The sequence below is a fragment of the Photorhabdus aballayi genome (genome assembly GCF_026153155.1).
Lineage (GTDB): Bacteria > Pseudomonadota > Gammaproteobacteria > Enterobacterales > Enterobacteriaceae > Photorhabdus > Photorhabdus luminescens.
In genome coordinates, this window is sequence record NZ_JAPFCD010000011.1 from 104,751 (window position 1) to 128,954 (window position 24,204).

General features: G+C 46.2%; 31 protein-coding genes. 16 read left to right on the forward strand and 15 right to left on the reverse strand.

Going from position 1 to position 24,204, the window contains the following annotated elements; genetic code table 11:
* Window position 1 precedes the first annotated feature (1 nt).
* From sctF to sctN, 15 genes are all read right to left on the reverse strand, one after another.
* Window positions 2-256 (reverse strand): type III secretion system needle filament subunit SctF, encoded by a 255-nt coding sequence (sctF, locus tag OO184_RS08470; protein WP_265378793.1) that lies wholly within the window; start codon window positions 254-256, stop codon window positions 2-4.
* Complete coding sequence (locus tag OO184_RS08475; RefSeq protein ID WP_265378794.1) at window positions 222-461, reverse strand: EscE/YscE/SsaE family type III secretion system needle protein co-chaperone; 240 nt, start codon at window positions 459-461, stop codon at window positions 222-224. The genes sctF and OO184_RS08475 overlap by 35 nt, the downstream gene beginning before the upstream one ends.
* Window positions 458-1,729: a type III secretion system inner membrane ring subunit SctD gene (sctD, locus tag OO184_RS08480; RefSeq protein ID WP_283256259.1), complete on the reverse strand. Its 1,272-nt coding sequence runs from the start codon at window positions 1,727-1,729 to the stop codon at window positions 458-460. The genes OO184_RS08475 and sctD overlap by 4 nt, the downstream gene beginning before the upstream one ends.
* Window positions 1,726-3,579, reverse strand: a complete 1,854-nt coding sequence (gene sctC / locus OO184_RS08485; RefSeq protein WP_283256260.1) for a type III secretion system outer membrane ring subunit SctC — start codon at window positions 3,577-3,579, stop codon at window positions 1,726-1,728. The genes sctD and sctC overlap by 4 nt, the downstream gene beginning before the upstream one ends.
* Window positions 3,567-3,989 carry a YscB family type III secretion system chaperone gene (locus OO184_RS08490; protein ID WP_265378796.1) on the reverse strand — a complete coding sequence of 141 codons (423 nt, stop codon included), beginning with the start codon at window positions 3,987-3,989 and terminating at the stop codon, window positions 3,567-3,569. Before OO184_RS08490 ends, sctC begins: the two co-directional genes overlap by 13 nt.
* A 14-nt stretch (window positions 3,990-4,003) precedes the next feature.
* Window positions 4,004-4,840, reverse strand: a complete 837-nt coding sequence (locus OO184_RS08495) for a T3SS regulon anti-activator ExsD domain-containing protein (RefSeq protein WP_265378797.1) — start codon at window positions 4,838-4,840, stop codon at window positions 4,004-4,006.
* A gap of 114 nt (window positions 4,841-4,954) precedes the next feature.
* Complete coding sequence (locus tag OO184_RS08500; RefSeq protein ID WP_049582489.1) at window positions 4,955-5,773, reverse strand: helix-turn-helix transcriptional regulator; 819 nt, start codon at window positions 5,771-5,773, stop codon at window positions 4,955-4,957.
* A gap of 747 nt (window positions 5,774-6,520) precedes the next feature.
* The gene (gene sctU / locus OO184_RS08505) at window positions 6,521-7,576 is read right to left on the reverse strand and encodes a type III secretion system export apparatus subunit SctU (protein ID WP_265378798.1); all 1,056 of its coding nucleotides are present in this window, start codon (window positions 7,574-7,576) and stop codon (window positions 6,521-6,523) included.
* A complete protein-coding gene (gene sctT, locus OO184_RS08510; RefSeq protein ID WP_265378799.1) occupies window positions 7,573-8,361 on the reverse strand; it encodes a type III secretion system export apparatus subunit SctT in 789 nt (262 codons plus the stop codon). The genes sctU and sctT overlap by 4 nt, the downstream gene beginning before the upstream one ends.
* Entirely contained in the window at window positions 8,358-8,624 is a 267-nt protein-coding gene (gene sctS / locus OO184_RS08515; protein WP_049582485.1) for a type III secretion system export apparatus subunit SctS, read from the reverse strand. The genes sctT and sctS overlap by 4 nt, the downstream gene beginning before the upstream one ends.
* A 2-nt stretch (window positions 8,625-8,626) precedes the next feature.
* Complete coding sequence (sctR, locus tag OO184_RS08520) at window positions 8,627-9,280, reverse strand: type III secretion system export apparatus subunit SctR (RefSeq protein WP_049582484.1); 654 nt, start codon at window positions 9,278-9,280, stop codon at window positions 8,627-8,629.
* Window positions 9,277-10,206 (reverse strand): type III secretion system cytoplasmic ring protein SctQ, encoded by a 930-nt coding sequence (gene sctQ, locus OO184_RS08525; RefSeq protein ID WP_265378800.1) that lies wholly within the window; start codon window positions 10,204-10,206, stop codon window positions 9,277-9,279. Before sctQ ends, sctR begins: the two co-directional genes overlap by 4 nt.
* Window positions 10,203-11,384: a type III secretion system needle length determinant gene (locus OO184_RS08530; RefSeq protein ID WP_265378801.1), complete on the reverse strand. Its 1,182-nt coding sequence runs from the start codon at window positions 11,382-11,384 to the stop codon at window positions 10,203-10,205. The genes sctQ and OO184_RS08530 overlap by 4 nt, the downstream gene beginning before the upstream one ends.
* 11 nt (window positions 11,385-11,395) lie before the next feature.
* The gene (locus OO184_RS08535; RefSeq protein WP_265378802.1) at window positions 11,396-11,857 is read right to left on the reverse strand and encodes a type III secretion protein; all 462 of its coding nucleotides are present in this window, start codon (window positions 11,855-11,857) and stop codon (window positions 11,396-11,398) included.
* Window positions 11,857-13,179, reverse strand: coding sequence for a type III secretion system ATPase SctN (gene sctN, locus OO184_RS08540; RefSeq protein ID WP_049582480.1), 1,323 nt, complete (start codon window positions 13,177-13,179; stop codon window positions 11,857-11,859). Before sctN ends, OO184_RS08535 begins: the two co-directional genes overlap by 1 nt.
* A gap of 84 nt (window positions 13,180-13,263) precedes the next feature.
* On the opposite strand from sctN, the gene OO184_RS08545 reads away from it, so the two are divergent.
* From OO184_RS08545 to OO184_RS08620, 16 genes are all read left to right on the forward strand, one after another.
* Window positions 13,264-13,413, forward strand: a complete 150-nt coding sequence (locus OO184_RS08545) for a hypothetical protein (RefSeq protein ID WP_265378803.1) — start codon at window positions 13,264-13,266, stop codon at window positions 13,411-13,413.
* A gap of 71 nt (window positions 13,414-13,484) precedes the next feature.
* On the forward strand, window positions 13,485-14,357 hold the full coding sequence (sctW, locus tag OO184_RS08550; protein WP_265378804.1) for a type III secretion system gatekeeper subunit SctW: 873 nt from the start codon (window positions 13,485-13,487) through the stop codon (window positions 14,355-14,357).
* The gene (locus OO184_RS08555; RefSeq protein WP_265378805.1) at window positions 14,338-14,625 is read left to right on the forward strand and encodes a TyeA family type III secretion system gatekeeper subunit; all 288 of its coding nucleotides are present in this window, start codon (window positions 14,338-14,340) and stop codon (window positions 14,623-14,625) included. The genes sctW and OO184_RS08555 overlap by 20 nt, the downstream gene beginning before the upstream one ends.
* Window positions 14,622-14,993 carry a type III secretion chaperone SycN gene (gene sycN / locus OO184_RS08560; protein ID WP_074524829.1) on the forward strand — a complete coding sequence of 124 codons (372 nt, stop codon included), beginning with the start codon at window positions 14,622-14,624 and terminating at the stop codon, window positions 14,991-14,993. The genes OO184_RS08555 and sycN overlap by 4 nt, the downstream gene beginning before the upstream one ends.
* A complete protein-coding gene (gene sctX, locus OO184_RS08565; RefSeq protein ID WP_265378806.1) occupies window positions 14,990-15,355 on the forward strand; it encodes a YscX family type III secretion system protein SctX in 366 nt (121 codons plus the stop codon). Before sycN ends, sctX begins: the two co-directional genes overlap by 4 nt.
* 2 nt (window positions 15,356-15,357) lie before the next feature.
* Window positions 15,358-15,687 (forward strand): type III secretion system chaperone SctY, encoded by a 330-nt coding sequence (sctY, locus tag OO184_RS08570; protein WP_049582475.1) that lies wholly within the window; start codon window positions 15,358-15,360, stop codon window positions 15,685-15,687.
* Complete coding sequence (gene sctV, locus OO184_RS08575; RefSeq protein WP_265378807.1) at window positions 15,684-17,801, forward strand: type III secretion system export apparatus subunit SctV; 2,118 nt, start codon at window positions 15,684-15,686, stop codon at window positions 17,799-17,801. Before sctY ends, sctV begins: the two co-directional genes overlap by 4 nt.
* On the forward strand, window positions 17,798-18,232 hold the full coding sequence (locus OO184_RS08580; protein WP_265378808.1) for an LcrR family type III secretion system chaperone: 435 nt from the start codon (window positions 17,798-17,800) through the stop codon (window positions 18,230-18,232). Before sctV ends, OO184_RS08580 begins: the two co-directional genes overlap by 4 nt.
* A 40-nt stretch (window positions 18,233-18,272) precedes the next feature.
* Window positions 18,273-18,551: an LcrG family type III secretion system chaperone gene (locus tag OO184_RS08585; RefSeq protein ID WP_265378809.1), complete on the forward strand. Its 279-nt coding sequence runs from the start codon at window positions 18,273-18,275 to the stop codon at window positions 18,549-18,551.
* A gap of 11 nt (window positions 18,552-18,562) precedes the next feature.
* On the forward strand, window positions 18,563-19,540 hold the full coding sequence (locus OO184_RS08590) for a virulence-associated V antigen (RefSeq protein ID WP_265378810.1): 978 nt from the start codon (window positions 18,563-18,565) through the stop codon (window positions 19,538-19,540).
* Between the two features lie 9 nt (window positions 19,541-19,549).
* The gene (locus OO184_RS08595) at window positions 19,550-20,056 is read left to right on the forward strand and encodes a SycD/LcrH family type III secretion system chaperone (protein ID WP_265378811.1); all 507 of its coding nucleotides are present in this window, start codon (window positions 19,550-19,552) and stop codon (window positions 20,054-20,056) included.
* A complete protein-coding gene (gene sctE / locus OO184_RS08600) occupies window positions 20,040-21,287 on the forward strand; it encodes a type III secretion system translocon subunit SseC family protein (protein ID WP_283256262.1) in 1,248 nt (415 codons plus the stop codon). Before OO184_RS08595 ends, sctE begins: the two co-directional genes overlap by 17 nt.
* 12 nt (window positions 21,288-21,299) lie before the next feature.
* Window positions 21,300-22,187: a YopD family type III secretion system translocon subunit gene (locus OO184_RS08605; RefSeq protein ID WP_265378812.1), complete on the forward strand. Its 888-nt coding sequence runs from the start codon at window positions 21,300-21,302 to the stop codon at window positions 22,185-22,187.
* Between the two features lie 386 nt (window positions 22,188-22,573).
* Window positions 22,574-23,017: a type III secretion system chaperone gene (locus tag OO184_RS08610; RefSeq protein WP_049582461.1), complete on the forward strand. Its 444-nt coding sequence runs from the start codon at window positions 22,574-22,576 to the stop codon at window positions 23,015-23,017.
* Window positions 23,014-23,247, forward strand: a complete 234-nt coding sequence (locus OO184_RS08615; RefSeq protein WP_265378813.1) for a T3SS regulon translocated regulator ExsE family protein — start codon at window positions 23,014-23,016, stop codon at window positions 23,245-23,247. Before OO184_RS08610 ends, OO184_RS08615 begins: the two co-directional genes overlap by 4 nt.
* Window positions 23,244-23,633, forward strand: a complete 390-nt coding sequence (locus OO184_RS08620) for a YscW family type III secretion system pilotin (protein WP_265378814.1) — start codon at window positions 23,244-23,246, stop codon at window positions 23,631-23,633. The genes OO184_RS08615 and OO184_RS08620 overlap by 4 nt, the downstream gene beginning before the upstream one ends.
* The last annotated feature ends 571 nt before the right edge of the window (window positions 23,634-24,204 follow it).

Here is a 24,204-nt window from a genome sequence, read left to right on the forward strand (position 1 = left end):
ATTAGATCTTCTGTAATATGCCCTGCATCAGGTCTTTCATGGACCGGGTGACAGTGGAGTTAATGTTGTAGATTACCGACCACTTGTTGATTTTGTGTTGCAAATCAGCTAGCAAAGCGGGGTTATCTGCACCTTTACTGAGTTCAGCGATTGCGTCGTTAACGTCAGAGTTAGCTGTGTTGGCTTGGGTCTTAAGCTGCGCAGCAACCTTATCGAGAGTATTAACTGTCTCTGCGGAAGTAAAAATTTGGGGCATGATGAGCTCCTTCTGTTGTGTTAAGTATTGTGATTGCGGCTTGGATAGCATCAGCTTCCAGTTGCCATTGTTGGTATTCTTGTACTGAACCGCCGCGTCTCAGGCGTTGTTTGATATCGTTCAGCGCCTGAGCGAGACGGTGTTGCATTTCGTTGACATAAGTGGGATCAGCACCAAACAGTCGTGCTTCCAGGGATGTCATCATGAAGCTGGGCTCCTGTTAAGTTTGACGATAAATTGTTGTCCACCCTTGATAATAACAATCGCATCTTGACGGATGGCCTCGATTCTTAAGCCATTTTCTGTGGTTGCTCCAACCGGGTAACGTAGGTTGTTTTTGAGTACCACATAGGGTATACGCCCAAGGGAAACGGCCCGGACGTCGAAATTGAGTTCATCATTGCGGGTGAGCTGTTTATTATTCAGCAATATCAGTGCTGGCCGACTGCCGAACTCTTGTTTAAATACCTGTTGTAAGCGGTAGAAGTTATGCGTCTGGTGTTCATCCAGTTGACCTGTGAATTCAATGCGATCATTTTTATCCTTGTAGATCAGCGTGTCGGGTAAATCATGTTTAGCCAATAGCATATCTAGTCGCTTGAGGTGATTACCGGTGAACTTGGTCTGGTTTTCTATGCCGAGTAAGCCGGGAACATCGCGTTTGAGTAGGGACTCGATATCATTCCATTGCTGACTGGTATCTGTGACTTCCCCCGTAAGGCGGACCCAACCGGGTTGCTTGCCATTGCGGCTTTGGACTTGGGCATAGCCTAATTTTTGTAAAATGAAATCCACCCCCTGACGTAACTCTTCCATAGTACGTAACTCCAACCGATAACTGAGAGAGTGAAGATCAAGATACTGTTGCAGCGCCAGCCGTTGTTGATTGAGGTCCACATAACCTTTGAGTAGTAGCGGCCCATGATCGGGCATCATGTGTACACTCACCTGACGATAGGCTGAGCCGTCATTGAGAAAACGGCGTAGCTCTTGCTCGGCGAGGCCATTGGACATGTTGCTCCTTTGCCATCCTTCATGTCCAAGCAGCGCCAGAAGACCGAGTGCCAGTATCAGGCAAAGTATTAACATCCCGCCTGCTACCCGGCTACGATTTTGGCGGGCAGGGCGCTGGCGTGGTGCAGCCGTCGGTTCAGCGAGTTGGTTTGGGAATGCATGTTGTTGGTCACAAAAAGCCCACAATAACGGGCCAGCCTCCTGACGGGCCAATGCTTGCAATGTGGCGCCCGCTGATAGCGGTTCGCCATTCTGACTTGGGGCGACTTCACCGGCCCATTCCAACAGGCGAATTGAGTCTGGTTCAACTTCTAAGATCAGATGCACAGGAGCAACATCTTCATCCACCAGAACGATATCTGCCTGTAGGGGGTCTGAGCCGATGGCTAAACGCCCCTCAGCTAAATTGACCTCAATACTTTTATTCAGTCCGCGGTAAAAGCGAATTTTCCAACTCATCTGTTCGCCTTATTTTGCGCACGAACACACCAGGTTTCCTTCAATGAACATTGTTGTTCAATAACTCGCCATCCGTAAGTTTTACCCATTCGGCATGAGTCTAAATATGAACTTTTACCTGCTTGCCGTAGGGTTTCTTGTACTTGACGGGCGGAGGATAATGGTTGGCATTGTGCACTAGCCAATGCTTTATTCAGCGATAAGCTCTGATTAGAGATATCTTGCGTTGCCAATAACTTAGGACGGAGATCTTGTCCGTTACCGAGAGCGAGATAATGGGCTATTCCACTATCAATCAGACGTGGTTCAATAATGAATAGACGTACTGATCGCCGAACTCGTTCACTGGTATTGCGAAATAAGACACCCAGATAGGGGATATCGCCTAAAAATGGCACCTTGCTTGTTGCTTGGTTCATTTCGTCGCGGTAGATGCCGCCGATCAGCAAACTTTGCCCATGCCCAACTCTGGCGACGGTATCGACAACGGTTCGGCTGATAGTCGGGATGCCATCCGGTCCTGAGCTATTAAGTTTCTGGTTACCATCCTCAATATGCAGGTCTAAACTGATTTCAGGAGAATCTCCGACTTGGATGACTCTAGGGATCATGCGTAGCATGGTGCCATAGGTCAGGCTTTTAAGTTCGGCAACCCGTTCACCATTCACTTTCACGTAGTAGGTTTCATTGTTGTCAATGACGGCTTGCGTATTCTCCTGCGTTAAAAGCGTTGGGCGGGAAATCACCTGAGCGCTGCCTTTGCTTTCTAGTAAAGTTATTTTGGCGAGCAGGTAATCCAGACCACGGCGATCAACCAGACTACCTAATGCAGCTGAACCGATGCTTTCGCCTTTTCCATTGCCCTCCTTTTTTTCCCCGGCGGAGGTTGTGATATCAATAATATGACGAGGCCCAGTGTTGATGCCGACTTGCCAGTCAACACCCAATTCTGAAAGGTTGTTTGCGTCAATGTCAACGATGGAAAGAGCAACTTCAATCCGGGCAGAGGGTTTGTCCAGTGCGTTGATCAAATGGGCGTACATGGACATTCTTTCTGGGTTATCCCGTACAATAATGGCATTTAGGGAGGGTTCTGCCTGCACGACAGCACGGCTTGAGTAGCTCCCGCCCATAGGAGAAGATGATGCTTCGCCAGTAACAGCGGCCACATTGGTATCACTGAGCAGACGGGAGAGAATGGTGGCTATGCCAGGCGCTTCAATGCTGGTATCACGATATTGGATCTTACGATCGACCACTGAGGCGTATTTGAGCGGAAAAATTTCCACTGTCAAGGCGCCCGTTTTTTCGCTACGCAGCAATGATTGTTGTTCCAGTGCAGATGCCGTCTGATCAACCAGTTCGAGATAACGGGGAGGGCCTGATACGTAAACCAATTGGTTGCCTGGATCAGGACGCCAGCCAAAGCGCGGTTCCCAAATACCGGAACGTTTCAGAGCTTGCTGTAGCTCCGTTGCGTTAGTTTGTTCAAGCTTAAGCAGGCGCGATTGTATTTCGCTGTTTTTGAATACATACAGCACGCTTCCGTCGTAGTACCAAACCAGATTATAGAGAGAGGATAAGTGTTGCAGAAATTCCTGCGGAGTGTCCTGCTCAAAATAACCGTTAACCTGATCGGTCACCTTATCACTGACAACCACTGAGGCTTCATAATTAGCACCGAAATTAACCAGTACATCCCGCAGGCTTTCTCCTTTTGCCAGATAGTGATAAGGCGTAGGAAACCAATCCAGATCTTGGCTATAAGCAGAGGGGAGCATCACACCGCTGATACTCAACGACAACAGTAAGGAACGGCACAGCCGTTGGAACGGTTTCATGGTTGCCATATTGCCTGTTTCCATTGCGGGACGGATTGGGTTTCCGACAATAAGGTCATGATTTGTTCCAGTAGTTCGATGTGCAGAGTTAGCATTTGTTCCAGTATTTGAACATCCAAACTATCAAGGTTAAGGCGTGCTTCCAGAATAAGATTCTCTGATTCATCTAAGGTCAGCGCGTGGGGAGCATAGCGTCCCCAACGTGTAACCTGTTGCAATAGTCTTTTCAGTAGTTCAGCGCCTGACGTATCTTTTGGGTTATGGCGCCAGCTTAGCGGGCTGGATAACACAAGTTCAGTTCCCTGTTGGCGAAGAAACAGGTTGTAGTTATCAATGTGCAAATGGTAATGCCCTTGTCTATCGGAAACGAAAGGCTGCTGGCCCAAGCGACTGGCCAAATGATTGAGTAGAGTTTGCATGTTTCCTCTAATAATTAGGTCGTCGTCGATTGCCAATAAAAACTGTCCTGTGGCAGACACAGAACACGGGCGCAAAGCCATTTTTGCAAGTGAATGGCCGACTCGCTGTCATGTTCTAAAGCGGTTAGCCACGCCCAACAGGATGACAGTGCTTCAGGAACCGGTGTAAAAGCGGTTAGGTCGTTGCCAGTCTGGAGTGCGTCCAGCCCGGTAAACCAGTTGGGCCATGCTTCGCGAGCCTGGGTTTCCGTTGTCAACAGCAGTTTTTCTAATAGTTGTTTGCGTTGGTTAAGCGCGGTTTGCAAAGATATAACCTCTTGATGATGTTGTTCCCGGCATTGAGATGAGATATTTTCAGCTTGCTGCCAAAAATGCGTTTTAGCACGCAGTTGCCGCTCTTGGATCTGTAACTGATCAAATTCAGTGAACCAGAAATCTATCTCTGGCTCCAACAGACGGAGCCACCAGTCAAATAGCGGCTGTAATACCCAATGCTGTAAAAGATGTCTGTCAGCCAAGTTTATGCGGTCACCCAATACCTTATTCCAGTCACATTCTGGTTCTGCCGCCGCTCTGATGAGCTGTTGTAGGTCATCACGCCGCAAAGCTTGTCCGCAATTTAACCGTCTACGAAACCAAACGGACTTCATCAAGCTTTCCAGCAGATGTCTGGGTAGCAAGCGTTGTAATAAAATAAACTGTTGGCTATTAATAATGTCTCTATTCTGATACTGAATAGCCGATGATTTTCCGAGTAACTGATCCCGGCGTGGAATTCCCGACTGCATAACAGAGATCTTGCGGCCGAGAAACATGCTGGTTCGAGTCTGATTATGTTCTTGCTGGCTCATGCTATGCTCATCTTGCTGCTAGTCACTCTTGTCGATTAAATTAGGAATAGCCTTATTTTATCTGTCAGGCCAATGGTTAACTTGTAAAAAACGTCAGATTATTTTAGCCCATCGTTACTCTTTGCCATACCTGGCTCGACTGGGGGTGCAATTAAAGCGTCTCCGATAGCTTTGAGTGAAGTAAGATTGGCTGGAGAATCCCGCTTCCATTGAAATATCAACAATACTCATCTCGCTATTGAGTAGTAGTTGGTGTGCATAAAGAATGCGGCGTTCACTGATCCAGGCGCGTGGTGATATTCCATATACTGAACGGAACAACTCCTTGAAGGTGGTTAATCCCATACCAAATTCTTTAGCGAATTCACTGAGTTTCCACTCCTTAAGGTAGTGGTTTTCCATAAAACTCTGCAAACGTTCCACTTGGCGGTTGCTCAATTGTCGTAATACTGACATGAGCAAAGTACCCTGTTCTCCAAATGCTAGTAACAATAGCAATTCTTCTGTTCTGAGTTGACCCAATGCTGCGGGGTAATCATGAGCCAGTAGATCGACCAGCCCATTTATACTTTGAGACAACAAAGGCGATGAGGTAAGTGCAATTAATTCGGGTGTTGGCATATTGTGCCGCTCGACCTCACTGAGCAAAGTACCAAAACGTTGCAGAAAACCGTGGAGAAAAGTAGTGCTTAGAGGCAACCAGAGTAGCTTACAGGTATCACTACGCGTTTTTGCTGCATAACTGCCACGACGAACAAAAAGCAGTTCGTTGTGGGAGATATCGTAGGTATTGGTACTATCCTGCCATGTCATTTCACCTTCGAGCAGGATATATATCCCTTCCTGAGGATGTTCTATAACGTTAAAGGCAGGCATGCTACGTTGGAATAGCGAGATATCCATTCCCTTCCCTGATGTTGTGATGCCGTTCATTCTATTGTCCTGGACCTGTTGGTGTATGTCTTAAAAATACAAATCACATTATTATTATTAATAGATATTTTCTTTGGTTTCGCTGTCTGAAATAGACAGGAAGAATAGTTTATGTATTTAACCTGATGGTTAACTATAGCACCTTTTAATTAAAATGGTTTTTACTCGTGGGCCTATTATGTTCCTTGGTCCAGATACCGTATTATTCTCACGTTTTATAAACACTTTATAAACGAAGAGTGAAAAGCGATCAATTTTTCACACGATAACGGTTGCTTATAAATTTCGCACCCTGAGTCATAAACCGAGTCTTTTGTCTTGATTGATATTGATAGTTATCTCCTTATTATTCAGACAATCTATTGGTAATTCAGAATATGTTAGTAATTGTAATGAGTAATGGCTAGGGTAATATTAACGAATCAATAGCTATAGAAGTCAGCGCAAAGTGAAATTCAAATAGCTACGCGTAATATAAATCACTTATTAATAAATTCAATCTGGTTTCAGCTATTTGATCAATCGATAAAAACATAAAATCAACCTAACCGAATTGGATTGTTTATTACAATATTGTTTAAGTAATGTTGGGTTATTAGCAGTAATTTTTATTTATATTAAATTTGTTGTTATTATGTGATTGAATCGTAATAATTAAGAAGCAAATCTGAATTATATTTCATTTGTATTGAACATTGGCGAAATATTTTAAACGCCAATGTTCAGTTCGTATATGCTAGGGGCGAGTTACGGCTCAGGAGCACGATCTTGCCACTGCTCTAGCCAGCGTAAGACTTCTGCGGTAGCTTGGATGAGATCGGCAGGAATATAGTGGTCGATCAGGCCATCCTGATAAAGCGCACGAGCCAGAGGAATCCGTTGTAACACCGGAATACCTTCTTCTTCGGCAATACGTCGAACTTGTAGGGCCTGAGCATCGGTGAACTTGAGCGTGATAAGGGGTAACGGTGTTTCCCCTTTCTTATAACGGATACCTACGGCAATGTGAGTTGGGTTGGCGACAATCACTGATGAGTTCTTGACGCTAGCGCGCATATTGCTTGATTGTAATTCTTGGTGAAATTGGCGTCGTTTGCTTTTTATCTCTGGGCTGCCTTCACTCTCTTTATATTCCCGTTTAACCTCGTCTTTGCTCATTTTAAGCTGTTTAATATGTTGGTAGTGTTCAAAGGCATAATCGGCAATAGAGATCACGATAAGCCCCATGCCGCATACGGTCATGAGCTGGGTTAACATGATTCCGAGTACAGGGATAATGCATCTTTCCCCACATTCCGGTAGGTTCAGCAGCGCTTGTAGATTGCCTGCCAGAGTCACCCAGACCAAGGTACAGAGCAGCCCCACTTTGAGTATCGATTTGATGAATTCCACCAGACTCTTGATAGAGAAGATTCTCTTAGCGCCTTCAACAGGATTGATCTTCTTAATATCTGGCTTGATGGAATGTCCGCTCAGTAGAAAACCGTATTGGGCGAAGTGTGAGGCCAGCGATAGCAAAGCGGAAACGCCCAGAATTGGCAGGCAGAGGTAGACCAGCTCCTGCATCAAGTTTTCAACCACATGGTTTAAGGCTTGGGGAAAGGGTTTATCCAGCAGATTAGCCGGGATCAGCATCAGTTTACTCAGATGCTCTAAATAGTATTCAGACATGACCATCATTATGCCGATTAGCCCCAAGATTAAGGAGGTAGAGACGACTTCGTTACTTTTGGTTACTTGGCCTTTCTTCCTGGCATCTCTGAGTTTCTTCGGGGTAGGCTTTTCCGTCTTTTCTCCACTCATGGCGCCTCCAGGATAGGGATTAACATGCGTACCGGGGAGAGAATTAACAGCACCTTATCATAGGCATGATGCATCAATAATTGGATATAGATAACCAGTAACAGGCTGGCAATCGCGCTTTTGATCGGCATTGCTAACACAAAAACGTTGAGAGAAGGAGCGAAGCGGCTAATCAGTGCCAGCCCGAATTCTGCCAGAAACATGGCAATTAACAAGGGAGCAGCCATCAGGGCGCAGAGTTGCAGCAGATAACTAAACTGGCCGTAGAAAAAATGGAGCCACTGGTTGGTAATTTGAGGGAAAAACTGTGTTACCGGCCAACTGTTATAACTTTGAAATAAGGCGCCAAGCAGACTAAGAAAAGCGCCGCCAGAGAAAAAAAGTGTGATTAGCGTTTGAGTTAATAACAGACCTGTGGGTGAGGTTTGGCTTCCCAGAGAAGGGTTGAGCACTGACGCCATTGTTGCTCCCCGTTGGTTATCTATAATAAAACCGGTGGCTTCCATCGCCCAAAATGGAATAGAAGCGATAAAGCCAATGAGCAAACCAAGCAGGACTTCCTTGCCGAGCAACAATGTCAACTCTAGACTACCTAATGTAGGCAACTGAGTACCTGCTACTGTTGGGTAAGCATAGAGGGCCAGTGAGCAGGCCACGCCGTTGCGGATTAGCCCACCACCTAACATCTGTTTGCTGAGTACAGGAAATATCACAAAGCAGCTCATGATACGTGGTAACAACAGGGTATAAGCCAGCATTTGTTGCTGGAGCTCTGGTAGGGTCATTTGATCAGCGGCACCTTAAGAAAGGTCATGTTGGCGAAGCTATAGAGTTCGTTGCCAAGCCAGGTAGCTGTAGCGAACAGGGTGATAATGACCGCAACTAATTTGATGACAAAACCCAATGTTTGTTCTTGTATTTGGGTGAGCGCTTGGATCAACGAGACCAATGTTCCCACTGCCGCAGCCATGAGTACCGGCGGCAGGGAAAGGATTAACACTAACCAGAGAGATTGGCTGGTGAAATGCAAAATATCAGCATTACTCATATTCAATCTCCATAACTGATGACAAGGCCGTGTGTCAGGCGTGTCCAGCCATCAAGCAGGACAAATAACAGTAATTTGAAAGGAAGAGAGATAGTCATTGGAGAAACCATCATCATCCCCATTGCGAGCAGAATGTTAGAAATAATGAGATCGATGGCAATAAATGGTAGATAAAGAAGAAACCCAATTTCAAAAGCTCGGGTTAATTCACTGACGGTAAAGGCGGGCAACAGTATCAATAGGCTGTCTGGTTCTAGCCGATCTGCGTACTGGCTTGGCCAAATTTGTCGGGTACTGTCGATAAAGAAAGTACGTTCACTGGGCTTAATATGTTGTTTGAGAAAATTCCGGTAAGGTGTCAGTCCCTCTTCCACAAATTTCTCTACTGATTGTGCATTGCTGAATGAAACTTCATTTTGGCGCAGGTAATCTTGAGTGGCGAAACCTACTGGAGCCATCACATAGATAGTGAGGATAATTGCCAATCCGTACATAGCCATGTTAGGTGGGATCTGTTGTACGCCCAATGCGTTACGCAGTAAGGAGAATACCACTGCCAGTTTGAGAAAAGAGGTCGCCATCACCGCAATAAAGGGAAGCAGAGACAGCAACGCCAGACCGATGATGAGATCCAATTCGTTCGGTAGCTGGATCATGGTTGTTTCTCCACGGAGAGATGTTCGACTCTTACCCCCAGACGCCCCTCAATATCGACCAACCGCCCTGAACCCAGGTATTTCTGATTGACAAGAATACGTACTGTACCGTCTGAGGGAACACCAAGATCGAGTAATGAACCGGGTTGCAGGCTGGTGAGTGTCTGTAGATCTAGGGTCTGACGGCCCACTTCAAAGCTGACATGAACCTCCAGGTCGTTTAAGTCCGTTACTGGCAGAGTATCGTCAGAATTGTCAGGAGAGGGGGTGTGCATAGTGATTAACTCCAGTTTATGGTTATGGGATTTAAAGTAGGCCCAAGGGCGTCCTTCCAGATACGCTAATAAAGGGGCATCTGGTTGTTGCTGTGGGGGCAGTAGCAGCACATCCCCTGATTCCAAGGTGCGAAATGCATCTAAAGTTAAGGTTATTGCTCCCCATTGCAGAGAGAGTCGTAATGGAATAGACAGGTGCTCGCCAGGTTGACGTTTTGGCAATATGGCAATTAAGGGGGATGGTTCTGGCAACCAGAGCGGCAATATGGTCCCCGGCCGTTCAAGGCGTAGTCGCAAGCAAGCTGACACAGGGTGTCCTGACACGGTACGCAGTGCTGACCATGACAGAGTGGGTAGAATTTTGCTCTGGTATTCCAGTAGTGCCAGCAGCAGATCTTGAGGGAGCGAGGTCAGATTCGCTTGTTGCAGATCAGGAGCAAGCCACAACGCTAGCTCGGCTGCATGGCAATAAAGGGAAAAAGTTTGCCCCTGCCAATGGGCGATCAGTATCCTGTCCAACGTTTGTGGCGGGAATGCCACATCTAGGGAAAGATGGCTATTATCCCAACTAAATTGTTGCTGGTGGCGACTCAGGGTTTGATGCAGCGTTAATTCTTCCAATGAAACTTTGGATAAGGTTAGGTCATTCATGCATCTTTTTTCCATTCTTCATATACGCTGCGACGTTGACGCGATCCATGTTCACCATCCGTTTGAGACGGAAGGGATAGTTCAACAGTTTGTGTTGGGTAAAGAAGTTGTAGACGTTCAATCAGTTCAAAGCGTGCCTGTTTCAGGAGTTGTTGAGCTGCCGGATTCGCCAAAATTTCGATTTGAAGTTTGCCATGCTCGTTAGTGAGTTGGATCTCAAGCGCCCCCAAGCTAGGGAGTGTCAAGTGTAATGTCGCTGGACGCTGCTGTGTTAGGTCGATGTTGATTTCCACGCTCAGTTTATCGATCAACGCTTCCAAAAGAGGAGATATAGTTGAAGTTGCTTGCATCGTGGCGAGGATGCGCTCTCCTGGCAGGAGTGGGGCTTGTGGGATGAAAGGTGTTTTCCCGTCTGATCCGCCAGAGTAAGAGGATTGAGAGTCAGACTCTTTTGGCTTTGCTACCAACAAATGGTAGGTCTCGATTTCAGCTAGTGTTTTTCTTTCCGTAATGTTGATGTCGTCGGCATAACGGGCAGGTATAGGTAAAGCCAAGTTTGTCTGTTGGTGAGGAGTAGCACTGTGTTGTGTGTCTGGCTGAGATGGGGATCGGCCAGGTGTTGTTTGCATCCCTGTATAATATGCCGGTTCATCGTTTGCGTCTTGCAGTACAGGAATGTCGGTTGTGTCAGGATTGGAAGTCACAGTGATATCAGCCGGTTTTAGGCCAGAATCAGACAAAGCATTCAGGTTCGACTGACGTGTTGGGATTCCGGGTGCTGACAGAGACTCTCTTATCTCGCTAGCAATTTCGCTAAGACGGTGAACAGAGTCCGATAAGCTTTTTTTCTGATTTTGAGGCCGCACAGGTATGTCATGGCTTGGTAATGGTAAGGCTTGCCTGCGCGGATCATCAATTGCCAGAATTGTCGGTTGGGGAGAGTCGGATGAGGGAAGCTCCTCATCTGAGTCATGTGTGGCATGTTGCTCAGCGGTTTTACTATTTGTCGTCGTGTTAGTTAACGGTTGTTCCGTCCGCCGTGTAGTTGACTGGCGTGCGTTGGCGGCGTGAGAGGTGATAGCTAGCTCGAAACGACGTTGCAAATCTGCGTCTGCCTCTGCGGGGGACGACGTTGGGAGGGAGGAGACACCTTTGCCGATAGCTGTCAGTGGGTTCATACTCTTCTGTTTTACACTCTTTCTTGGCGATGGAACTCTTCTTGTTCCAGCTCTTCCTGGTATTCACCTTGGGCACGGATCGCCTCCTGCTGCTGACGACCCAATTCATTAAATTTTTCTTGTTGCTGGCGTGCGTGGTGCAGTACACGCTGACACTCTTGTAATTGACGGAGTTCCTGCTCTACTTTTTCTTTCATTTCAGCCGCTTGTTTTTCCAGTTGCGCTTCATTTTCGCGCAACAGGGCAACTTGTTGTTGCCAGCGTTCAAGGCCCTTACGGTCAATTGGTTGGCCCTGACACAGTTCAAAAAGCCGTTGTTCTTCTTCTATTCGCCATTGACAGTAATCTCGCAAGGCTTGCAAAGCCTGTTGATGGTTTTGACGGGCCATTTGCAGTTTCATTTGTTGCAGGGAAAAATGTTTTTCAGCGCGTTCGACTCGTAAGGCTTTTATACGTTGTAAACGGCTAATCATTATTTTGTTATCTGCTGTAGTAGCGCTAAAGTTTGCGGTAAATCACTTGGCTCATGAGTGCCTTGGCGTAACCAATTACGTATTGCTTCAATGCGTGCAATGGCAGTGTCGGCAACGGGATCTTGCCCCTTTTGGTACTCTCCAATCTGTAACAAAAGCTCTACTTCTTCATATTTAGCCAACCAGTTGCGCAACAGGCCGGCCTGAGCCTGATGTTCAGGGGTGACAATTTGATTCATTACCCTACTGGCGGAACGTAACACATCGATAGCTGGATAGTGATTAGCCGCAGCCAACTTGCGTGACAAGATAATGTGACCATCAAGAATAGAACGGGTCTCATCTGCCACAGGTTCTGTCATGTCATCGCCTTCCACCAATACGGTATAGAGGGCGGTAATCGAACCTTTGTCGGATTGACCCGCACGTTCCATTAATCGTGGCAAAGCAGCGAACACTGACGGGGGGTAACCACGTCGGGTTGGCGGTTCGCCAGCCGCTAAACCTATTTCTCGTTGCGCGCGGGCGAAACGGGTCACGGAATCCATCAGTAGAAGTACACGTTTGCCTTGATCACGAAAATATTCAGCGATTGACGTGGCGACAAACCCCGCTTTAGCTCGCTCCATTGCCGGGCGATCTGACGTCGCGACCACCAGCACTGAACGTTTTAATCCCTCTTCACCGAGATCCGATTCGATAAATTCTCGCACTTCACGTCCACGTTCACCGATGAGCGCCAGCACGGTAACATCAACTTCGGCACTACGAATCAATGTAGATAGCAGCGTACTTTTTCCGCCGCCAGCCGCGGCAAAAATCCCCATACGTTGACCTTCACCACAAGTGAGTAAGCCATCAATAGCGCGCACGCCAAGTGAAAGCGGGTGCTCAATCCGTTTACGACTCATGGGCGCCGGAGCATCCCGATAAACTGGATACCAGGCTTGTGGTTCCGGCAATTGACCACCGGAAAACGGATTACCTAGCCCATCAAGGACCTGTCCTAACAGGTAATCACCTACGCCAACTTGGTGCATAGCTCCGGTTGGGCTCACTTCGGTATTCGAAGAGATACCAAACATCTCACCAAGCGGCGTCAACAAGGCTTGATGCTGTTGGAACCCAATCACCTCCGCCAACAGTGACAGTGTGTTGTCAGGATTGCGTAAGTGACAAAGTTCACCTATCCGTACACCAGGAATAACGGCTTTAAGTAGTGTACCCGTGACCTGAGTAACCCTGCCGCGGATTTGAATTAGCCGGCATTCATTAATGGCGTGGCGCATTTGGCCGGGAATATGGTCAAGGGAAAGCTTCATGATCGTTTATATAACCTCTGCTGCGAACACTATAAAGAAGGGAAAGGGGAAGGGATTGCAACCTGAGTCGGGAGTTTTTAGAAAATGGTTGGAGTTTGCCTGGACGTTCTCTGCTTTACCGATGAGCTTTCCTATTTTATTCACGGCGTATTGTTCATGTTTGATGAGTTTTATACCGGCTTAATGGAACTCTGCCTTGAGTTACGGCGGATTTTGCTAAAAATTCACGACTGATTTTGGCATAGGCATTGGGACGGTATCTTTATAATTTGTTCATTATTAACTCTGATATGACAAGGTAGACTATGGATATTATCCAGAATCATCTTCATTCGATAACTTTATCAGAACCGGGTGCCGGGGTTGCCGCACAACAGGAGCAGGCTAAGGTTGGTCAGTTTCAGGGAGAGAAAGTCGTGTTGGTATCGGCATCTCAATCTTTTGCTGATGCGGCCGAAGAGATGACCTTTGCATTTTCGGAGCGCAAGGATATGCCTCTCTCCAAACGTAAAGTTAGCGATGGACATGCCAGGGTGCGAGAAATTGAGGCGCTGGTGGGTGAATATTTGCAGAAGGTGCCGGATTTGGAGCGTCAACAAAAGGTCAAGGCATTAATCTCTCACTTAAATAACGCTCAACTGACTAATATTGCTCAATTACAGGCTTATCTGGAAAGTTTCTCTGGAGAGGTGAGTGAGCAATTTTATGCGCTAAGTCAGGCCCGTGATGCGCTGGCAGGCAGGCCAGAGGCGCATGCCATATTGACATTGGTTGAACAGGAGTTGTCACGTTTAGCGCAAGAGCAAGGGATTGCTATCGAGTTGGGAGCTCGTATTACGCCTGATGCCACGACAGCCGCTAAAAATGGGGTTGGCAATTTGCAGGCATTGCGCAACATCTATCGTGATGCGGTGATGGATTATCAAGGGCTGTCGGCCGCCTGGCGGGATATTCAATCCAATTTCAAAAGTAGCTCCCTGATGGAAGTAACAGGATTCATCATGAAAGCGTTAAGCGCTGATCTTGATAGCCAACAGCGGCAACTTGATCCGATTAAGTTGGAACGTGTGATGAGTGACATGCATAAACTCCGTTTGCTTAACAGCTTATCAGTTCAGGTTGAGCAGTTATGGAAAAGCGTGGTAGGGGGGGAAAGTCATGGCATACGGGCCTTCTGACCTTATGGGGGATGTCGTTTCTCTGGTTGAGAAACGTTGGGCCAATGTGCGGGATGTTGAAATGCTCGGTCATGCTTTGGGATTGCAGAATAGCCAAATTCAAATTCATTTCTACCGGGAGCTGAAACGGGTGATTCGATTGATTCCGGTAGAAGTGTTCAGTGATGAAGAACAGCGCCAAAATTTGCTTAATGCTTGTCAACTGGCGCTGGATACAGCAATTGAGAGAGAAGAAGACGAATTGTGGTCGGGAGAGGGAGCGCCATGAACTGGATAGAGCCACAGTTGCTCCAGTTTTGTCAGGATTTGGGTATGGAGATGTCTGATGTTTCTAGCCCCTTGATCCAAATCGATTTTGAGTATTCTGGTACGTTACAAATTGAACGCTATGGCGACACATTAACACTTTGGCTGGCTCGTGAAATTCCCTGGCATCAGGGAAAAGAGGTAATGGTTAAGGCGATGCTGCTCACTTTCAGTGGTCAGGGGCCCGAACTGCCCTTGCGTTGTGGCTGGTTGGGGGAAGATCGCCTGTTATTGTTTGTGACACTAGATGAACGCGAGATAACCTTGCCCTTGTTGCATCAGGCATTTCGTTCTTTATTAAGAGTACAGCGTGAGGTGCTCGCTTCGTGAGCAAAATCGCTGCCGCCCATATAGGAATTGAACAACTAACGGCGATCAGTCGGGAAGAGATAGAGGTTAGTTTACCTGATCGCTACGCATTATTGCCCGATGGTCAATCCGTTGAGACTCACTCTGCACGTCTTTATCCCGCTAACAAGGCTGATCAGGCTTTGTTGGCTTTTGCTTGCCCGCAAGATGGGTTTCATTCTCTGTTGCGTCCACATGATTTCCGTCAGGCGGTTAGTAGTCTGCGGACAATTTTGCAACAAGATAATGACGTCAGGGTACAGCATGCTGTCTCCCTGTTGGAAAAAATGAATCAAGATGAACAGTTGTTGCAGATGGCTCTGCACCTGTTGCACAAGGTATGACCATGACTCTCAGTGCTAAACAGCAGAGCGCTCTGTTGCTGCTCGGCTGGCTTCAACTTCAATACGGTCATCCCGACCGAGCTCGTATTTTATTGGATGCATTACTGGCTTTGCATCCTGAACATCAGGAGGGGCGCCGTGCCCTAGTGGTTTCATTACTTAAACTGCAAAAGGGGAGCATGGCAAAAGAACATTGTACGCTCTTAGAAGAGCAGGGTGAGCAAAGCGCCGCTCTCTGGCTTTGTGTTAGCCGTGCCTGTCAACAAGAGGGGAACTTGGAAGAAGCACGCAGTGCTTATCAGCGTTATCTCGCTCAAGGGGCCCTATTATGAGCCGTGGGCTTGAGTTATTGCGTCTGATTGGCGAGCGTAAAGACATCATGTTGGCAATATTGTTGCTAGCTGTGGTCTTCATGATGGTATTACCGCTTCCGCCTATTCTGCTTGACATTTTGATCGCCATTAATATGACCATCTCTGTTGTGCTCATGATGATGGCGGTCTATATCAATTCGCCTTTGCAGTTTTCCGCCTTTCCTGCGGTTTTGCTGGTAACCACGCTATTTCGTTTGGCGCTTTCCGTCAGTACCACTCGAATGATCCTGCTGCAAGCGGATGCCGGGAAGATAGTCTATACCTTTGGTAATTTCGTTGTCGGCGGCAACCTGATAGTCGGGATAGTGATCTTCCTGATTATTACTATTGTGCAATTTATCGTTATAACCAAAGGTTCGGAACGCGTAGCTGAGGTTAGCGCTCGTTTTTCCCTTGATGCCATGCCCGGTAAGCAGATGAGTATCGACGGAGATATGCGTGCTGGCGTTATTGACGTTAATGAAGCCAGGGAGAGGCGTAGCATTATCGAAAAAGAGAGCCAGATGTTTGGTTCGATGGATGGTGCGATGAAATTTGTTAAGGGTGATGCGATTGCGAGCCTCCTTATCATCTTTGTCAACATCTTGGGCGGAATAACCATAGGCGTCACCCAGAAAGGGATGTCGGCGGCTGATGCATTGCAGCTCTACGCCATTTTGACCGTTGGTGATGGCATGGTCTCTCAGGTTCCGGCACTACTGATCGCTATCACTGCGGGCATCATTGTTACGCGGGTTTCGTCGGAAGACTCCTCGGATCTGGGTAATGAGATTGGCGAGCAGGTCGTTGCCCAACCAAAGGCACTGCTGATTGGCGGTGTTTTATTGGTGTTATTTGGCCTGATTCCGGGATTCCCTACATTAACCTTCTTCATGCTTGCACTGGTGGTAGCGGGTGGCGGTTATTTTCTATTCCAACGCCAGCGGCAAGCCAGCGCCAGCCAGCAAGCGGATCTTCCTAGCCTATTAGCCCAAGGGGCAGGCGCACCGGCAGCCAAACCTAAATCCAAGAGCGGCAGTAAGGCCAAAGCTGGAAAACTGGGTGAGAAAGAGGAATTTGCTATGACGGTTCCTTTACTTATTGATGTAGATGCGGGATTACAGGCTGAACTGGAAGCTATTTCACTGAATGATGAATTAATACGGGTACGACGCGCCCTCTATTTGGATTTGGGCGTACCATTTCCCGGTATCCACTTGCGCTTTAATGAGGGAATGAAGGAAGGGGAATATCTGATCCAGCTACAAGAGGTACCTGTTGCCCGTGGTCGGTTGCGTTCAGCGCATTTACTGGTGCAGGAACCGGTCAGCCAGTTGGAATTACTGGCTATCCCTTATGAAGAAGGGGAACCTCTATTACCTAATCAGCCTACCTTGTGGGTAGCCGAAGCACATCAGGAACGTTTGGTGAAGTCCGGGCTGGCGTTTTTATCAATGTCTCAGGTGATCACCTGGCATTTGTCACATGTGCTGCGGGAATATGCCGAAGATTTTATTGGTGTGCAGGAAACCCGTTATCTTCTGGAACAGATGGAGGGTAGTTATGGTGAATTGGTCAAGGAGGCCATGCGCATAATTCCATTGCAGCGGATGACTGAGATATTGCAACGGTTGGTCGGTGAGGACATCTCTATTCGCAATACGCGCGCGATTCTTGAAGCTATGGTGGTATGGGGCCAAAAGGAAAAAGACGTAGTGCAGTTGACGGAATATATTCGCAGCAGTCTCAAGCGTTACATTTGTTACAAGTATGCTAATGGCAATAATATCCTGCCTGCTTATCTGTTGGATCAGCAGGTAGAGGAGCAGATCCGGAGTGGTATTCGCCAGACGAGTGCGGGTAGCTACTTAGCGCTGGACCCGGCGGTGACGCAAAGTTTCCTTGAACAGATGAAAAAAACGGTGGGCGATCTAACGCAGATGCAGAATAAGCCGGTGTTGATCGTATCAATGGATATTCGCCGTTATGTACGTAAGTTAATTGAAGGTGATCACCACGGCTTGCCAGTGCTCTCGTATCAAGAGTTGACTCAACAGATCAATATCCAACCGCTTGGTAGAGTATGCCTATGAAGCATGATCCGCTTATCCCTTGGTTTGAGGAGCGAGGTTATTCGGTGCAGCCTCATTGTATGGGGAATAGCCCAATTCCTCTTGGCTGGCGTGTGTGGTGTGAAGGCTGTGAAATTGCCTGGCGCTATGATGCGCCGCGAGTTTGGATCGTGATGTTACGTCGTACCCAGCAGAGGCGAGGATTGGCTAATCCGTTTGCGCCTCTTTATCTGTTGGCACAAGCAACGATGGCAGTGTTTGGGCCCGGTAGCCGCCTTTATGGTCAAGTGAATACGCTGGTTGACTCTCCCCTTAATGATGAACGTTTGGCCCGGTTTTACCGCCGCTGGACAGGCGCGAGTGAAGTCTCGCCTGGCTGGTTCGAGTTAGAAGCCAGTTGCGTTATATCGTTACATCAAATGAGAAAACAACAAAAAAAAGTCCAACTTTGACAGGAAGAATCAATATCTCTCTTTATTATAGGAGTCACTGATGCAAGAGAAACCTAACGCCAAAGTACTGCAAGCGGCTGAGGCAGCCATTAAGGACAGCGATCACAGACTGCAACTATTGCAGGAGATGTGGCAGTCTCTTGGCATCAGCCCCAATGTGGGTACAGAACTGTTTGGTCATACTGACGTTACTTTGGTTCAGAGTGCTGAACAAGAGTTGCTGACAGAAGTTAATCGCTTACGGAGCAACCAACCTCCCTTTCTGGAAGAGGGAAAGCGTCTCCGTCGTCCACCTCGTATGCGTGGCATTATTGTATAAGGAGTTTGAAGGTGGAAATTAGGCCATATCAAAATGACCCACAACTTTTCTTAAAAGATCTGGAGAAGGTTTCGCTAGAGCAACTACAAGGTTCTGGATCTTCGGAGCTTGATGAGCTGGTTAAGCTTATTCTTGATAAAAAGATCAAGATTGAAGCAAAGTATGATTCGAATAGGGATAAGAAGGTATTTAACGACGTGGTCATTACCAAGGATGGTAAAGGCGATGAAGAACTCCTGAAAAAACTGATTGCCTATTTTCTGCCAGCGGACGCTGTTGTTAAGGGTGGTCACTTAGATAGCCAAATAAAAAACGGGATCGAGAATCTTAAATCTTTCTTGAATAGCCCAACATTCAAAACTGACTGGACATTAAGAGATTTCCTAGCTGCGGTTCATTTTAATTTAACGCCGGATCGTCTTGATGATGATGTAATCAATATATTTGTTTCTGTTATGTCAGGTCATGATAAAAAACGACGTGATTTGCGTGATGAACTGGCGGCATTGACCGCAGAATTAAAGATTTACAGTGTTATTCAGTCGGAGATTAATGCGAAATTATCAGCAGAGAATGGTGAACAGAAACTTGATATTAATAATACATCTTTTAATTTACGGGACTATGAGAAATATGGCTTTAGCAATGAGACTGTTTTTAAAGATAGTGCTGAATATGATTTGTTAAAAAAGATGTTTCCTAAATTAGACGAAAAAATCTCCATTAAGGCATTTTTAGAGAGTCCCAATAAGCAAAGCGGCGCTATGACAGGACTGGAGAATTCTTACGAATATGACAAGGATAATAATAAGTTAGCCAACTTTTCGACTTCAGTTAATGATCGCGTAAATCCACTAAATAACACGGTCCAAGAAAAAACAACGCGTTTAAATGAAGTGAGTTCCCGTTATAACGCGGCTATTGAAGCGTTAAACCGTTTTATCCAGAAATACGACAGCATTATGCGCAATATTCTCGGCGCAATTTAAGGAATGATTATGGAGCATCAAGAAACACCTACGACTTCTGACCAGTATGCACAAGAACTGGAATCTTTTCTTCATGATGGCGGCACCCTTGCCATGTTGAAAGATATTTCTAGTGATACGTTGGAGCAACTTTACTCATTAGCGTTCAACCAGTATCAGTCAGGCAAGTGGCAGGATGCACATAAGATATTTCAGGCTTTGTGTATGTTAGATCACTATGACTCCCGGTTCTTCCTTGGATTGGGGGCATGCCGTCAGGCAATGGGGCAACTGGAACAGGCCGTTCAAAGCTATAGCTACGGAGCGATGCTTGATATTAATGAGCCCCGTTTTCCATTTCATGCTGCCGAATGTCTCCTGCAATTAGGAGAACTTGATGGGGCTGAGAGTGGCTTCTACTCGGCCCAACAGCTTGCGGCAGCTTCGCCGGAACAGGCCGCTTTGGCTGCCAGTTCTAGCGCAATGTTAGAAGCTATTACAATAAAAAGGACTCAGGAAAATGGTTCAAGTCAGTGAATCTAAAGTTCCTCTACCGAGGATCAACAGTTTTCAGACTGATGAAATCCTCGCACCGTCTAAAAGCGAGGGACTCGTTACGCCTAGCCAGGCGGGTAACTTGCCGTCTTCTGATGCGGCTAAGGCTAAGTCACGAGGAGTCTCATTGCCAGCGCCATTGGCAGTGATGAATGCTCACCCTAAACCAGAAGACATGGTTAAGCTCGAATCAGATATGCAAGAGGTGATGCAGGCAAAAGAGCTGTCAAAGGCGATGATAATAAAGCTGACAGAAGTTTCGCGGTTATCCTCAAAGGAGATGATAGAAAATTTGCTTTCCTCTGAGGCAATAGAGCTTGAACTGGGTAAATTGGCTAGCGAGCATGAGAGTAATCAAACGAATCTCAAGCTCCAAGATATCCAGCGAGCACGTCAACAAAGCTTGCAGAAAATGGATGAGAACCAACAGAAGATCAAAGAAGCTGAAAGTTCAGCCAAAGAGGCGCAGAAATCTGGATTGTTTTCTAAGATCTTTGGTTGGATCAGTGCGATTGCTTCAATTGTGGTTGGTGCAATTATGGTTGCTACCGGCGTTGGTGCGGTAGCAGGCGCTTTGCTGATCGCTGGTGGGGTAATGGGCGTGGTTTCTCAGGGACTACAACAAGCAGCCCAAGATGGTTTAATCAGCAAGGAAACCATGAAATGGTTAGGGCCAGTCATAACCGTGATTGAGATTACGATGGCGGTGGCAGCCGCAGCGGTCAGTTTCGGTGGTTCAGCAGTCGGAATGATAGCCAAGATGGGCGCTAAGATGGGCAAAGCAGTTGCTGACGTGGCATCTAAGATTGGTAGTAAAGTTGTAGAGGTTGGGGCGAAGGTCGCGGCTGAGGTAGCATCCAAGGTTGCAGTAAAGGCGGCGGAGTTTTCTGTAAAAGTTGCTGGTACGGCGGCAAATACTATGACTCATAGCTTGAAAGTGGGTATGCAGGTGAGCGATATAGTGGTTGATGTTGCTAATGGTACCGCTCAAACAACCAATGCTGCCTTCCAGAGTAAAGCGGCTAACCGGCAAGCTGATGTACAGCTCTCACGTAGCGAATTGACTGCATTTCAGGCTGTTATGGACAGGCTCAAAGAGGAGTTGTCCCAACTGGTAGAGTCTTTCCAACATGTGATGGAAATGATTTTCCAGATGCTTAATGCCAGGGGAGACATGATAAATAACCTTGCCAGCCGACCACAGGAAATTTAAGGAGTAATGAAGATGGAAGCTATTAATAATGCCAGCAGTTCTCAGGTAAGCAATGTCAATAACAGTGTTGATATTGTGATTGACAAAATCTCCATATCGACACCGACAACACATGAAGCCGCTATTCAACAGCCGGGAAAAGCTAAGCTTACAGATAAGGTTGAATTGATTGCACCGAAACAGGGCCTTGATCTCGGTCGCTTAGAAGATGTCAGGAAGCAATTAACTAGCACGCTAGATATGTTGTCGCTACTTTTTGAGATTGCCAAAAAGATGCGTGAATTGGGTATCTTGCAGCGTGACACCGAAAATAAAGCGTCCATTGATGCGCAGAAGTCACAAGTGGATGAGATGCGACATGGCGCCAAGCTGATGATTGCTATGGCTGTGGTTTCAGGTTTAATGACGCTTGGTTCAGGGCTGGTAGGTGGTTTCTCTGCTTTTAAAAATAGTCAGGCAGTGAAACAGCAGAAGATATTGGAAAATAGGATTGCCGGCCGTAACGAATTGATCGACCTTAAGATGCAACAGTCCGGTATCAGAGATGCGGATCGCGCGGAGATTGGTAAGGTGTGGGAAAAAGATCAACTTGGTGATAAGAGAACCCTGGAACATTCTACCTTAACTATTAATATTCGTAATAACACCCAGCAGGTTTCTAGCTCAGTGATAAGCTCTTTGGCGAGTGTGGCTAATAATGCGGTGCAAGTAGAACAGGGACTTTCTCAGGCTAAAGCTAAGGAACATGAAGTGGATTCGTCTATTGCTCAGCATGAAAAACAAAAGAGCGAAGACCAAATTTCATCGACTATTAATTTCATGAGAGATGTTTTGCAATTATTGCAACAACTATCTCAGAGTCATAATCAAGCATGGCGCGCGGCGACTGGCGTAGTCTAATGCTGGCAGAGTAGATCCGTGTTGGATAATAAGTTTGAGCGTACCGGGAGGTGCGCTCTTATCGATGGATGCTGCTATTTGAGCTCGTTTTTAAAATCCACTAATAGCGTTAAAGGTAAAAGTATAGAAAAGCGAAAATACCAAATTAAGATTTTAATCTTTGACAGGCAGAATGTGTTAAGGAAAAAAAACACGCTCCTATGCTCTGGTGTTTGGTTTTTGATAATCACCGGAGTGACCTTTTTATTAAAAGAATTGCCCTTGAGTGACAGAGTCACAAAAGATGATGGTAGTAAACTGGCCCCCTTTTCTGCGGGAGTAACCCGTTTGCTTGACCATTCGGTAATTCAATTTGGTCTGATTGCCTTCTCTAGCAGGAGTAACCCATGGATGTGATAGCCATCGTCAACCAAGTTTTGTCTGAATTTGCTGCTAAATTCGGCTTGCCGCACCTGGCTTTAAATCATGAAGGTGTGGCTGCTCTCTGTTTTGATGAGCATCTTCACCTCTCTTTGATCTTAATTCCTGAACGTGATCAGCTCGTTTTACAGATAGATGTAGCTGATATCACTGCGGTTGGCGAAGGGATTTTCCGTCAATTAGCCAGTTTTAATCGTCATTGGTATCAGTTTGATCTTCATTTTGGTTTTGATGAGTCAACGCTGATGGTACAGCTTTATCGGCAAATGTCAGCTAGCCGGTTAAATCTGGCTCTCTTTGAAGAAAGTCTTTCAAGTATGTTGGATCATGCTGAGTTTTGGCAGGAGTTATTGCAAGCTCAACTTCCGTCTGACTCTCAACAGAGCGAATCTTTGGGAATGCGAGTATGAAAATTGAAAATTCGTTTCCCATTCATTTAACAAACGTGTCCCATGAAAATAATAGTCTTTGTTGTGGCCGTCGGGTTACATCAGGGCACATACCGCAAAATGTTCATGAGCCACTTTCTGCGGTGCTGAGTAGAGGCCTTATCATGGGGCTTGAACATGAGACAACATTGCAGCGTTTGTTGGATGGGCAGCATACTCCGTTGTCACAACGTAGGATCAGCCTGCCATGACCAAAATAGGGCTGGTCTTGTTGTGTTTGCTAATGACCGGTTGTGTCAGTGAGGCTGTTGAGCATGAAGCATCACGTCTGATTGAGGGAGAGGTGACCATGCCGGTTTCTCTGCCCAAAACGGCAGACGTTGAGGTGTCGTTGCTTACTGTGGTTGAAGGTAAAGTGTTGACTGTGGGTGAGATGTATTATCGTTTGGACATGTTACCCCTCACTTTTTCTACGCGTTTAAGTCCACAGTTTTCTCATAGCGAGCTATTCTTAAGGGTTCGTTTACGTTGGGACGGGAAACGGGCAATACAGGCGAAAAGCCAACAACGAGTTGTTGCAGGAAAAAGAATTGTCGTGCAATTGTCTCCCCTACCGTGTTACCCAGAATGTCTATGAGTTTTATACCCGTTATCTTTCAAGCTGCCTCTTTGTTGGCTGTACTCGCTCACCCCGGTCACATAGTTCGCTATGCTCCCGGGGATTCGCGCCCTTGCCGTCGCGATGCATCTTGAAATCCATAGGGTATAAATATTTCTTCATTAATAAATAAGGCAATAATATCGTCTTTTAAATTTTTAAATACTATTTAATTTATATGGCTTTATATCTTATAATTTTATGTGATATTTTTTTATCCAGTGTAATCTAATATATTTTTAATATTAAATATCTATAAAATAATAGATTGATATTGTGAATGCTAATTTTACGATTGTAATTAAATATTATCACCTATAATTAAATAAAAACTATTTAATTATAGGTGAAATAAGATTGGTATCCACAGAAATACTTAATCTAATATTTTATGCCGATTATAGTATTATAAGCTTCACATCTCCTATATTATTGGCTCAGGTAAATATAGTTAATATTTTTCCTCCCTATATCATTTCCTTCTATTTCTTGAACTTGATTATATTTTTTCTTTTATCTTAAAATGTTTAACTGCATTTATATGTGTAAG